A 13,525-nucleotide genomic window follows, 5' to 3' on the forward strand; every position below is an offset into this window, starting at 1 on the left:
GCTTAAGATATGTATTTTAATTTAACAATGCCCCAATTTTTATCAATGTTTCATAACATATGATCAAAGGTAAGCATCCCAAAACCAATAAATTATCATTCAAAATAATTTGGCATGGCGGTAGGATTGCCTGATTTATCAATATAATAAGCGTTATCACCATCTACGACATAAGTTGCACCTGATAAAAAATCATACGCCAAATCGTATTTAATATCAATCACCACTTTACCTGTTCTATCAATAAAACCGTATTTATGTGGTGATCTACCATGTTCATCCACCTTGTCTGTTTTCATCGTTACTGCCGCTAAGCCTTCTGAAAATCCTTTGGCAGAATCAAACTGTGGGCGGATGGCAATATTACCCGATTTATCCAAAAAGCCATATTTATCTTTTTGCTTAAAAAGAACCAAACCTTCTTCAAACCAATCGCCAATCACTTCATAGTTTGGGTGTATGACAATTTTACCAGTCGTATCAATAAATCCATATTTACCATTTTGCTCAATTTTGGCACGCCCTTCCGAAAATTCCCAAGCTTTGGTATATTGTGGAGCGATAACACTCTGACCAGATGTATCAAGATAGCCATAGTGATCATTTTCACGATACAACGCCAAGCCATCACTAAACGGATAAGCCGCCTGATAAACTGCAGGAATAACAAGCTCGCCTACGGTATTGACATAACCATAGTGATCGTCTTTGATGATTGGTGCCAGCCCTTCAGCATAACCGCAATCAGAACCGATGATAGCAAATTTAGCATCCTCTGGCAGCGGCGTGGCAGCACAAGCTGGCAAATCATCGTCATCAAAGCTGTGTGTGCTGATGGTATTTGCTAGTGTAGGCATCGTGATCATCAAAGTAATCATCGATAATGTGGTTATGATGGGTTTGATATTCATGACAATAATCTCAATATTGACGCAAATTGCTAAGTGGTATTTTGGCATAAAAATTATCAAATTATCAATAGTTGGTATATATTTTTATTCTTTAAAACCAATATTGGTACCAATTGCTTACAAAGATCAAGTAAATTAAGTTATTTTAAGATAATATTAAATGTAATTATCCTAATAAATAATCATCGATTAAATGAGGTATTAAAGATATTAACTCAATGCCTGAATGATCGCAGATTTTAATTTAGCCAAAGCATCATCATTCAAAGATACACCATGCAACCCACTTAAATAAAAGATATCCTCTGCTCGCTCGCCCAAAGTGGTAATGCGTGCGCCATGTACTTGAATATTTAGCTCGCTAAATACTGCACCGACTTTGGCAAGTAATGATGGTCGGTCTTTGGTGATCAGGTGCATTTTATGATGCCCTTGGTGTGCCAATGATGTCGCTTCTGAAAAGTAGACTTGAGTTGGTACGATAAAATGTTTAAGCTTACCATCCACTTCAAAAACTCTCGAAGGTACTGGCACACCACCAGTTTTTAGACCATGTTCAAGCCCTAATATCATCTGATTGGTGCGTTCAGGGCTTAACAATAACGGTATACTACTATCCGTTGGCAACAATCGATCAATAATGACATAAGAGTCCACCGCTGTACTTGTGCCGTCAATATCGGCTGATAAAATTGTCGCATCCAGTACCGATAGACCCAACTGATCCAAAATACAAACCGTCGTGGCAAATAAATTATCCTGATCAGGTGCACAAATCAACAGCTGCATCCCTCGCAAGGACACATCGCCATGCTCTCGGATGGCAATGATTGGTTTGCCTTGTTTTAGCTGATGTTCTGCTGCCAAGATTTCGGCGGATTGCCAAGCGATATCCCTGTGCTTTTGCTTTAAAAAATACTCTTCCCCAAAACCATCCCACAAGGCTTTTAGTCGCTGATTATCCACCATCGGCAATAAGTCTTGTGCTTTATTTTTTCTATCATCAATCACTCGATCTTTATCAACAACATGGACGCCCAAACTGTGTACTTGGTGGACGCTGGTGTACAGCTGCTTAAGTAGTGTCGCTCGCCAAGTATTCCAAAGTTGGCTATTGGTCGCATTCATATCCGCCACAGTCAAGACATACAAATGATTTAGCCGAGTGATGGAACTGGTAAATTCGGCAAATTGAGCAATCACCTTAGGATCGCTGATGTCTTGTTTTTGGGCGGTCAGCGACATCGTCAAATGCTCTAATACCAACCACCGCACAAGCTTACTATCTGCCTCACTCATGCCATGTACCAGACAAAATTCATAAGCATCAGCCGCCCCAAGCTTAGAATGATCGCCCCCTCGACCTTTGGCGATATCATGGAAAATCGCTGCAATGACCAAAATGTCCTTACGGGCAATCCTTTGATAAATCTCAGCCACCAGCCCGTATTTATCTTGATTATCAAGACGATCATCACCAAAGCGATGCAAAATACGCACCAATAATAAGGTATGTGCGTCCACCGTGTAGCGGTGAAACAAATCATACTGCATCAGCCCCATAATTTTACCGAAGGCAGGTAGATAATTACCCAAAACCCCAAAACGCTTCATCAGACGCAAGCGATGAAACAGATAATTTAACTCTTGTAAATTGGCTAAAAATAATTGGCGATGTACAGGATTTTTGCGGTATTCTTCATCAATCAAATCACTTGAAGCGTAAATTGCCCGAAGTGTACTTGCTGCGATCTGACGAATACCCTTTTGACCCATGACCAAAAAAATTTTTAATAAATTGGCTGGATCTGCCGAAAAAGCATCTGGGCGACGGATAGCAATTTTAGTAGGTCTTGATTGATGGTCAGAGCCAGACTGTATCAAATAAAATGTCTCATCAATATCAATCAGGCGTGCAGCAGCTGACAAATAATTTTCATAAAAATATTTACACAACACCTCTGAAAAAGCTGCAATTTTCATGGCATGCTGATAATACACACGCATCATTATCTCTAGAGCTTGTGTGACATCTTGATGGGTGGTATCTAAAGTGCGTGTATAATAGCCAAACCGCTCAGCGATGGCTTTTTGATAATCAAATAACAATCGATCCTCGCCACGACCCGCCAGTGTATGCAGATGATGGCGAATGCACCATAGGTAGTGCTGACCTGCCTGCAAGATGGTACATTCGTTTTCGTTGATAAAATCAGTGGTTGCAAGCACTTTGATATCTGAGCTACCAAAATAAAATCGCCCAAGCCATCCAATCATGTGGATATCTCTAAGCCCGCCAGGTGCGTTTTTGATGTTTGGTTCAAGATTATATTCTGTCGCATTATGTGCCAAATAGCGTGCTTTTGATTCTGCCATTTTGGCATCATAAAAAGACCCTATATCCCAGACCTCTTGAACCGCCTGAGTTGGTTGGCAAGATAAATCTTCATTACCTGCCAAAACTCTTGCCTCAAGCATGGCAGAAGCAATGGTTTGGTCACGGACGGCAGCACGCAGCTCATCGACACTTCGCACCGAAAAAGCAGGCGTGATACCAATATCCCAAAGCATCGCCACAAAAGATTCAATCGGCTTGGTGGCTTTGCCAATCTCATCACCAATCAATAAAATATCCACATCTGAAGCTGGCAAAAGCTCGCTGCGACCATAGCCGCCCACCGCAAATAACGCAAAATCTTTGGGAAATTGATAAAAATCAAACAACTGCCTTAAGATGATATCAATGGCAAGTGTACGCACTTTGAGCAGATTGGCAATATGATGAACCGCATGCATGCCATAAGCGACGACTTGATCATCAATGGCTTGATTTAATTTCTTAAGATAGGCTTGAATCGGCTCGCTGCTTATGAATGTATCTTGAATGGTTGGCGGCAACGCAATAGTTAGATGGCAGGTTTTGGCTAAGTGTTTAAAATTTTGGGCGGTAGAATTTGGCATGATAAATCCAGCATATCAGATACGCATTATCCTAGCACAAACCCATCATCACTCACAAGAAAAATCAAGGCAGCCCTAAGCTGCCTTAACAAAGATAAATTAGACTATGAATGATTATAATCAACTGCTTAAAAAGCTTAAATCCTCATCAGGGCGTGCTGTTGTTACAAGACAACCATTATCTGTGACAATCAATGTATGTTCCCATTGAGCAGATAGCTTACGGTCTTTGGTGATGGCCGTCCAGCCATCTTTCATAATTTTGGTCTGCCACACGCCCTGATTAATCATCGGCTCAATGGTAAATGCCATGCCTGTTTTAAGTTCAATACCTGTACCCGCCTTGCCATAATGCAAAACTTGGGGCTCAGTATGGAAGGTCTGACCAATACCATGCCCACAAAATTCACGCACAATGCTAAAACGCTCAGGCTCAACCACCGCTTGAATGGCAGCACCAATATCACCCAAATGAGCACCATTTTTAACCACTTTCATACCAGCATATAACGCTTTTTGAGCCACTTGGCAAAGACGCTGTGCCATCACTGAACCTTGACCGACAATCCACATCTTAGAGGTATCGCCATAGTAGCCATCTTTAATGACTGTAATATCAATATTAATAATATCGCCTTCTTTGAGCAGCCGTTCATGGTCAGGAATACCATGACAAACCACATGATTAATCGAAGTACAAATTGATTTAGGAAAGCCGTTATAATTCAGTGGTGCAGGAATCGCACCGTGATCAAGAATATACTGGTGTGCAATATCATCTAGCACGCCTGTACTGACACCTGTTTTTACATGTTCATCCAACATCACCAAGACATCAGCGGCAAGCTTGCCCGCCGTTTTCATTTTATCAATGGCAACATCATCTAAAATTGGGATATGTTTTGTCATCATACTTTTCTTAAAATATCATAAATTTATCAACCATTTTACCCCAAAAGCCTTTTAAAAGCTACCTTTGATCAGTTTTAAAGGTCGGTGCTTTTTTGGTACTCATCACATTTCTACCAAGCGATTTAAGTAAGCGTTATTATTAAGCTTATAAATTAATTAAGCCCATAATTAATTAAGCACATTAATCATTAAAATTTAATTGGCAGCTTATTCTTCATCTAACAAATCATGGTCACGAGCTGCCTGTAAAATAATGCTTGAGCGATTGCCACTACGACAAAAAATATGAAGCGGACGCTGACTTTGGTTGTAAAAATCTGCAAATTCTTGGACATGATGCATCTCAAGCATACCGCCTGCAAATGGAATATGCCGATATTCAATGCCATACTCGCCTGCGACTTTGGCAATATCATCAGATGATGGTTGGTTTGGTTCTTCGCCATCTGGACGATTATTGACCAGTGTTTTATATCCTTGATTTGCCAAAGATTTGACATCATCAACTGTAATTTGACCAGAGATTGTGATCAGCTCGCTCATCATATTTTCCTTACACTCAATAAATTTGGTATTAGCTTACTCCGATTTGGGTAATTTGGCAAATGATTTCACGATTTATAGCATATCATCAATTGAGCCTAGATGACCCATGAGTCAAATGCCAAAAAAACCCTGCTTGATTGTCTTAAAAATATGCTAAAATTTAGGGCATATCATCCATCATTACAAATCACTTTTTGTAAATTTAGCAAGTCTCGCTGCCCATCCGTCAGCGTCATGACAAGCCACAGGACAGGGATTAGCCATGCCATTACCATTTTTAAAACAGCGTCTCACCAAGATTATCCCGACCAAAGCACTAAGCACCAATCCCCAAGCACCAATCCCAAATAGCAACTATCCACACTTATTTGAGCCACTGGATTTAGGCTTTACTACGCTCAAAAATCGTGTTGTGATGGGTTCAATGCACACAGGTCTTGAAGATAGATTTTATCATTATGGCAAACTGGCTACTTATTTTGAAGCTCGAGCTAAAGGCGGTGTGGGACTCATCATCACCGGTGGGATTGCACCCAACCGCACAGGATGGCTAATACCTGCAGGCGGTACACTCAACCGCTTGGGTGATATCGTACATCACGCACGCATAACCCGAGCGGTGCATAAGCATGGTGCTAAGATTTTATTACAAATTTTACACTCAGGACGCTATGGATATCATCCTTTTGTTGTCGCACCCAGTCCAATAAAATCGCCCATTTCGCCATTTAAACCTCGCCAAATGAGCCAAAACAATATCCAATCAACCATCGATGATTATGCTCATACCGCCAAACTTGCCAAAAAAGCAGGCTATGATGGTGTTGAGATTATGGGTTCTGAAGGGTATTTAATCAATCAGTTTTTATCAGCTCGTACTAATAAACGCACAGACAGTTATGGTGGCAGCCTAGAAAATCGCATGAGATTTGCTATCGAGGTAGTGCGTGCGGTGCGTAAAGCGGCAGGTATAAATTTTATCATCACTTTTCGTTTATCGATGATTGAGCTGGTCGAAGATGGTGCAACCATGCAAGATGTCATCACGCTTGCCAAAGCCCTAGAGTTAGCAGGTGTGAGTATCATTAATACTGGCATTGGCTGGCATGAAGCACGCATTCCCACCATTGTCACAAGCGTACCTAGAGCAGCATTTACACGCTATACTGCCGCCGTCAAACACGCCATTAACATTCCAGTGATTGCCGCTAATCGCATTAATATGCCGCAAACTGCCGAAGAAATTTTGTCAAGTGGTCAAGCAGATTTGGTGCAAATGGCGCGTCCTTTTTTGGCGGACAGCGATTGGGTGAATAAAGCTGCAAGCAACCAAGATCATCTGATTAATACCTGCATTGGCTGCAATCAAGCATGTTTGGATCACACCTTTGCCAATCAGCGCGCCTCTTGTTTGGTTAATCCTTTGGCGTGCTTTGAAAGTGAAATCAGCGTCAAACCCACCAAAAAGCCCAAGAAAATCATTATTGTTGGTGCAGGGGTTGCCGGTCTATCAGCTGCCGTAACCGCTGCCAGTCGTGGACATCAAGTGACAATTTATGAGCAACATACGCACATCGGTGGTCAGTTTAATATGGCAAAAGTCATTCCCGGCAAAGAAGAATTTTTTGAGACAATTCGATATTTTCGTGAGCAAATCAAACACCTTAATATCACCGTACACCTAAATACCAAGGTGGATAAAGCCATATTAAATCAGTCAAGAGCAGACCATGTGATTATTGCTACTGGCGTAGTTCCACGCATGTTGCCCTCTCTGGAAGGTGCAAACTTGCCACAAGTCATCAGTTATAGCGATCTTTTGACTGGTAAAAAAATCGCAGGTGAGCGTGTGGCAGTCTTGGGTGCAGGTGGCATTGGTTTTGATGTGGCTGAATTTTTAACACATGGCAGCAGTGTATCTGATGCAGTCAATGATGCAACTTACAAGCCCAAAGCAATGGATGTCGATACCTTCTTTACACATTGGGGTGTGGACCAGCAGGCATGTTATCAGACCAAAGGGGCATTGGTTGAACCCAATTATACCACGCCTGTGCGTCAAGTTTATCTGTTGCAGCGTAGTGAAGGCAAGCTTGGTAAAACATTAAATAAGACCACAGGATGGGTACATAAAGCCGCCATCAAACAAGCTGGCGTCATTCAAATTGCAGGTGCCAGTTATGATAAAGTTACCAATGAAGGCTTATGGATCACCATTGATGGCAAGTCTCAGCTTCTGCGTGTTGATACGGTCGTACTGTGTATCGGTCAAGAATCTGTCAATGATTTGATGCCAAAGCTTGGCGATACACCCAAAGCAGACTATCAGGTGATTGGTGGTGCCAAATCCTCCGCTCAATTGGACGCTAAGCGAGCTATTAAAGAGGGTTTTGAGCTGGCTGCAAGATTATAAAATCCTCATATTTCAATTATTTAATATGATAAAATCTCCCAAAGCTTTATAACTTGGGAGATTTTTCAGGCAGCATGTCAGCGTGATTATTTGAATTCAATTATCGATAGCTTAAAGCTTCTGCCACATGTGCTGTTTTGATGTGCTCACTGGCGGCCAAATCTGCAATGGTGCGTGCTACGCGTAAAATACGGTGGTAACTGCGAGCAGACAAATTAAGCTTTGATTGAGCCATTTTGAGCATTTGCTGTTCTTTTTGACCCAATATGGCAAATTGATCAAGTTCATTGACCGTCAGCTCATAATTGGCTTTACCTTGACGAGCAATCGCCATATTGCGTGCTGCCACAACTCTTTGGCGAACATCATCTGATGACTCGCCCTTTGGTGCATTTTGTAAATCCTCAATGGGTAAAGCAGGCACAGTAATATGTAAATCAATGCGGTCTAATAACGGCCCTGACAGCTTGTCTTGATATTTTTTAATTTGCTCAGGTCGGCAGCGGCAACGGTTTGTGGTATCGCCATAATACCCACAAGGGCAAGGATTCATGGCGGCAATCAGCTGAAAATCAGCAGGAAATGACACTTGAGCATTTGCACGAGAAATGGTAATCTGTTTTGACTCAATGGGTTGGCGTAATGTTTCAAGTGTTTTACGATCAAATTCTGGAATCTCATCAAGGAAAATCGCTCCTTTATGAGCCAAACTAATCTCACCAGGTTTGGGTTTTGAGCCGCCACCAACCAAAGCAGTCGCAGAGATGGTATGATGCACGGCACGAAACGGCCGCTCGCCAAACGCATAATTGACACCTGCAATTGAATAGATACTTGCCACCTCTAAAGTCTCTGCATCGGTCAATGGTGGCAAAATACTGGGCAGACGCGATGCCATCAAAGTCTTCCCCGACCCTGGAGATCCTGTAAATAATAGCGAATGACCGCCAGCCGCTGCAATCTCAAGTGCTCGGCGTGCATGATGCTGCCCTTTGACATCTGCCAAATCATACGCATACTGCATCACTTGAGGCTGACTTGGCAAAGTTACGGGCGATAAGAGATGTTCTTGATTTTGGCTGATGCCGCTCACCACATCCAAATGACGACAAACCGTCTCTAAATTCTCAGCAGCCAGCACCGTCATATCGCCCACTTTGACCGCTTCATCAGCATTAATGCTTGGCATAATCAGCGTACGAGGCTTACCATCACAAGGACTGGATTTAATTGCACGAGCGATGGCAAGTGCACCAGAAACAGGTCTAAGCTCTCCATTAAGTGCAAGCTCTCCCACAAATTCAAACTGTGCTAAAACCTTATCATCAATCTGACCACTGGCTGCCAAAATACCCATTGCGATTGGTAAATCCAGTCTTGCCCCATCTTTTGGCAAGTCGGCAGGTGCAAGATTGATTGTCAAACGGCGATTGGGAAATTCGTATCCTGAGTTAATCAGTGCTGAGCGTACCCGATCTTTGCTTTCTCGTACCGAAGCTTCAGGCAGCCCGACAATCGTCAGAGCAGGCAACCCTTGAGAAAGATGAACTTCAACAAATACTTGTGGCGCTTGTAAACCAACAACTGAGCGTGTAAAAACTTTGGCAAATGACATAAAATGAATACTAAATAATGAAAAATAAGCCCAAAAACTACCAGTAATACATGATTTCTAGGCTGTGAATATGAATATTATTAAATCAGTCAGGTGCGACCGTTACCAAAACTCGAATGCTGTCGGGTACTAATGATAGGCTATCAAGTGCCTGCAAACCTTGGGATTTTCGTTGCTCAAGTGCCAAAATTTCATCATCACGAACATTGGGATTCACCGCCTGCAAGCGAACCAGACGCCCAATTTCTTTGTTCATATAATCCCCAAAAGCTGTTTTGGCTTGTGTGCTAATTTGATCAAGCTGCATACCTGCAATGCGTTTGGCGTCTTGGGTTCTGGCATCTATGACCCCTGCGCGCGCCTTGGCAACTTGACGAGCACGACCCTTATCCAAGCGATCGATGAGTGGTAGAATTTTTTCACTGGTGGCAACTTGGCTAAGATCATCGCCTCGTTCACTCAAAAATATACGCAAACTTTGTTTAGGTAAATAAGCTGATAAATTCAATGACTTAGCAGCAATCACCTCAATACGAAACTGATTTTCAATCATCAGCATCCCCTTGGGCAGTGCCGCTGATTTTAACAGGCCAACTTGTGTATTACCAAAAGTACCCGTCAAAATCATCTCAAGGATGGCTTGGATCAGTGGATGCTCATAGGTCATATAATGTATATCCTCACGAGCAAGTGCCTGCTGACGACTAAAGGTCAAGGTCATGCCATCTTCATCCAAAGGCAGGCTTTCAATGCCCTCCACATCAACCTCAGATGCATCAATCGGATGGATAATCCATGAGCCATCACGCTGTACACTATAATCTATACCCACAGCCGTCAAATAACGATCCAAAAACAGCGGCAGCAATTTGTTATCATCAAGCTCACGCATGGCAATCTCAATGCGTGCGGCAACATTTGGGCGGCATGAATTATACTCAAGCAATCTATCACGGCCTGCTTGTAGTGCCTCTTCTAACGCTTGGCGATAGATGGAAGCTTGTGCGATGAGTGTGGCTAAATTTTCACGATTTTGGGGAGTGTCAGCACCTTGAAGCAATGGCTTTAGCTCTGCAATAAAAGCATCTTGGACAGATTGAGCCGTTGGGCTGATTTGATTAAAGATATTTAATGCACCATCATACCAATTATACAAACGCTCTTGGGCAGTACCCATCACAAAAGGCACATGAAGCTTAATCTGTGCAATCTGACCGATACGATCAAGGCGACCAATGCGCTGCTCAAGCGTATCAGGATTGGCAGGTAAATCAAATAATACCAAGTCTTGGGCAAATTGAAAATTGCGCCCCTCCGAGCCAATCTCAGAACATAATAAAATCTGTGCACCAGCATCATCAGCAAAATATGCCGCTGCTTGGTCACGCTCAAGTAAGCTCATCTGTTCTGTAAAAATTGCCGTCTTGATGCCTGCATGTAACCGAAGTGCCGCCTCTAAGCTTTCGATGGTAGCACCGCTACGAGCAATGAGCAACACTTTTTTATGCTTAAGCTTATGGCGTAGTAGCTCAATCAGCCAAGCCACTTTAGGGTCATGCTCAAGCCATGCACCATCTGGATATTGCTCCTCACCCCACAGCTGTTCACGCAATTTGCCCTGGGTGTAGTGTGTATTTTGCCATGCCGTTGGCAGAGGCAGCGGATAAGGGATACTGGTTCGCCCAAAAAACCCTTGAACGCTATCACGAGTATTACGAAATAAAATACGCCCTGTGCCATGGCGATCTAATAGCTCATTGATAATATGTGTACGCAAACGCTCATTGGCATTAATATCAGCCAGCTCTATCTCCTCAAAGCCCAACAGATTTGCGACTGCACAAATTTGTTTGGCGGTGAGTTCTTGTCCATCAATCAACAAGGATGCCACCATCGCCACATCTGCAAAAGTATCTTGGGTGGCAATAAAATCATCCAAATCATCAAAACGGTGCGGATCAAGCAGACGCAAGCGTGCAAAATGACTCTCTACGCCCAACTGCTCAGGTGTTGCGGTCAATAGCAACACGCCTGCAATACTGGCAGCAAAATCGGCAACCAAGTCATACTTATCATTACCGCCTTGTTCGGCGTCCCAATGCAGGTGATGCGCCTCATCGACCACAAGTAAATCAAACCCAGCTGCATATGCTTGCTCATACAAATCATGATGGTCAAGCAATAAATCAATGCCTGCAATAATAAATTGCTCGGTCAAAAAGACATTTTGATCGGGATTATGTTCTTTGATGGCAGCGGTACGCACCAAATCAAACAACGCAAAATCTAAGTTAAAGCGACGCTTAAGCTCAATCATCCATTGATATTGTAAACTGTCAGGCACAAGTACAAGCACACGATTAACCTTACCTGTCAAGATTTGCTGATGCATAATCAGACCTGCCTCAATGGTCTTACCAAGCCCTACCTCATCTGCCAGTAGCACACGGGGCGCAAGTCGCTTTCCGACTTCATAGGCGATATACAACTGATGGGCAATGATATCAACTCTGGCTCCAATTAGCCCACGCAGTGGATGACGCGCAAGCATCGCCTGAATACGCAAGGCATCTTGGCGTAGCTCATACCAATCCGCTCCTTCAATACGCCCTGCCAGCAGACGCTCAAGTGGTTTTGATAAAGTAATATTTGCCGCAAGCCGTGTCTCCATCAAGCTTTTGCCACATGCCAAATGATAACGCATTACCCCTGAAATCTCTTCACAGCGTGCCACTTGATACAAATTACCCTCTTGGTCGGTAATATCATCACCCACCGAAAACACCACTCGTGACAGCAGTGCAGATGCCTTGGCATAGACGCGTGTTTCTTCGCTTTGGGGAAATAAGATATGGACACAGCGGTCATCAACATCAATCACCACACCAAGCCCTAAGCTTGATTCGCTGTCGGATAAATAACGCTGACCAATGGCAAAATTATCACTCATAAAATACTCAGTTAATGTGTTGTTTTCAAAATTGCTTGCTTTTGGCAAACTTGCTATTTTACTAAAAATAAGTAGAATTTACATTAACTTTCTTTATGGCTCTTTAGGGCAATATTTTCAAGATTTAAAAAGCATGACGTATGATATAATTACGCACGATATAATTACGCATGATATAAAAATCAACACATGAATAAAATCAATCAACGGAGATGACACATGAAAGCTGTTTTTTTGGATGCTGGCACATTTTCTAAGCAAGCGTGCCTACCCACGCCCAAAGGCGTGACGGACTATCAAGCATATTCACAAACCCCACAAGATGATGAGATTATCATTCAGCGTTGCTGCGATGCTCAGATTGTGATTACTAATAAAGTTGTCATCACACGCGATATTTTAAAAGCCCTGCCAAAGCTCAGGCTGATTCAGCTGACTGCCACTGGTATGGATAATGTGGATAAACAAGCCTGCCAAGACTTGGGCATAACACTTAAAAATGTCGCAGGCTATTCGGTCAATAGCGTGCCTGAACACACCTTGATGATGATGCTTGCGATTATGCGTGGTGCCAAATACTATCATCAGCGTGCAACCGATGGCACTTGGCAGGCAGATGGGCGATTTTGTTTATTAAATGAGCCGCTGTTTGATTTGTATGGGCAAACCTTAGGCATCATCGGTGCAGGCAATATTGGACGGCGTGTGGGTGAATTGGCAAAAGCTTTTGGCATGCATGTTTTATACGCCGAACATCAAGGCAAAACCCCGCGTAGTTCAGAATATACCGAGTTTGAAACTGTGCTAAACAGTAGCAATGTCATCAGTTTACATTGCCCATTAACTGACGCCACCAAGCACCTAATCAATACCGACACGCTCACCAAAATGCACCAAAAACCACTAATTATCAATGTCGCTCGTGGTGGCGTAGTATGTGGAGCGGACATTGTTGATGCACTCATCAATGATCACATCTTAGGTTATGCCTCTGATGTATTTGAGTCTGAGCCATTTGCCAAAAATGACCCGCTGCTTGGTATCGCTGATCATCCACGCGTACTGTTTACACCGCATAACGCTTGGGGCAGTCTTGCCGCTCAAGAAAAACTTTGGGAAATTTTAGCCAATCAAATCACTGATTTTATCAATAGCCACTCAACCCACAATCCCTAAACTGTCTTATCGCATTAAAAAAGCCTTTCGAGCTATCGAAA

Annotated in this window: 8 protein-coding genes; 2 read left to right on the forward strand and 6 right to left on the reverse strand. The window is 42.9% G+C overall.

What is annotated here, in order from left to right; translation table 11 throughout:
• Positions 1 to 95: 95 nt before the first annotated feature.
• The 4 genes from HMPREF2573_RS05665 to HMPREF2573_RS05680 all read right to left on the reverse strand — a co-directional run bounded on the left by HMPREF2573_RS05665 (position 96) and on the right by HMPREF2573_RS05680 (position 5,327).
• On the reverse strand, positions 96 to 959 hold the full coding sequence (locus tag HMPREF2573_RS05665) for a WG repeat-containing protein (protein WP_070472872.1): 864 nt from the start codon (positions 957 to 959) through the stop codon (positions 96 to 98).
• 162 nt (positions 960 to 1,121) lie between these two features.
• Positions 1,122 to 3,872, reverse strand: a complete 2,751-nt coding sequence (gene glnD / locus HMPREF2573_RS05670; RefSeq protein ID WP_070472875.1) for a [protein-PII] uridylyltransferase — start codon at positions 3,870 to 3,872, stop codon at positions 1,122 to 1,124.
• Between the two features lie 120 nt (positions 3,873 to 3,992).
• Entirely contained in the window at positions 3,993 to 4,781 is a 789-nt protein-coding gene (map, locus tag HMPREF2573_RS05675) for a type I methionyl aminopeptidase (protein ID WP_003670561.1), read from the reverse strand.
• Between the two features lie 210 nt (positions 4,782 to 4,991).
• The gene (locus HMPREF2573_RS05680) at positions 4,992 to 5,327 is read right to left on the reverse strand and encodes a protein tyrosine phosphatase family protein (protein WP_003663769.1); all 336 of its coding nucleotides are present in this window, start codon (positions 5,325 to 5,327) and stop codon (positions 4,992 to 4,994) included.
• Positions 5,328 to 5,592: 265 nt separating this feature from the next.
• Here HMPREF2573_RS05680 and HMPREF2573_RS05685 point away from each other — a divergent pair, with 265 nt between their 5' ends.
• A complete protein-coding gene (locus HMPREF2573_RS05685; protein WP_070472879.1) occupies positions 5,593 to 7,743 on the forward strand; it encodes an NADPH-dependent 2,4-dienoyl-CoA reductase in 2,151 nt (716 codons plus the stop codon).
• A gap of 100 nt (positions 7,744 to 7,843) precedes the next feature.
• On the opposite strand, the gene HMPREF2573_RS05690 is transcribed toward HMPREF2573_RS05685, so the two are convergent.
• Positions 7,844 to 9,358, reverse strand: coding sequence for a YifB family Mg chelatase-like AAA ATPase (locus HMPREF2573_RS05690; RefSeq protein ID WP_003657715.1), 1,515 nt, complete (start codon positions 9,356 to 9,358; stop codon positions 7,844 to 7,846).
• An 85-nt stretch (positions 9,359 to 9,443) separates the two neighbouring features.
• A complete protein-coding gene (rapA, locus tag HMPREF2573_RS05695) occupies positions 9,444 to 12,308 on the reverse strand; it encodes an RNA polymerase-associated protein RapA (RefSeq protein ID WP_003657714.1) in 2,865 nt (954 codons plus the stop codon).
• Between the two features lie 219 nt (positions 12,309 to 12,527).
• On the opposite strand from rapA, the gene HMPREF2573_RS05700 reads away from it, so the two are divergent.
• Positions 12,528 to 13,484, forward strand: a complete 957-nt coding sequence (locus tag HMPREF2573_RS05700; protein ID WP_003658602.1) for a D-2-hydroxyacid dehydrogenase — start codon at positions 12,528 to 12,530, stop codon at positions 13,482 to 13,484.
• Positions 13,485 to 13,525: the final 41 nt, after the last annotated feature.

Source organism: Moraxella sp. HMSC061H09, from assembly GCF_001809255.1.
Classification (GTDB): Bacteria; Pseudomonadota; Gammaproteobacteria; order Pseudomonadales; family Moraxellaceae; genus Moraxella; species Moraxella catarrhalis.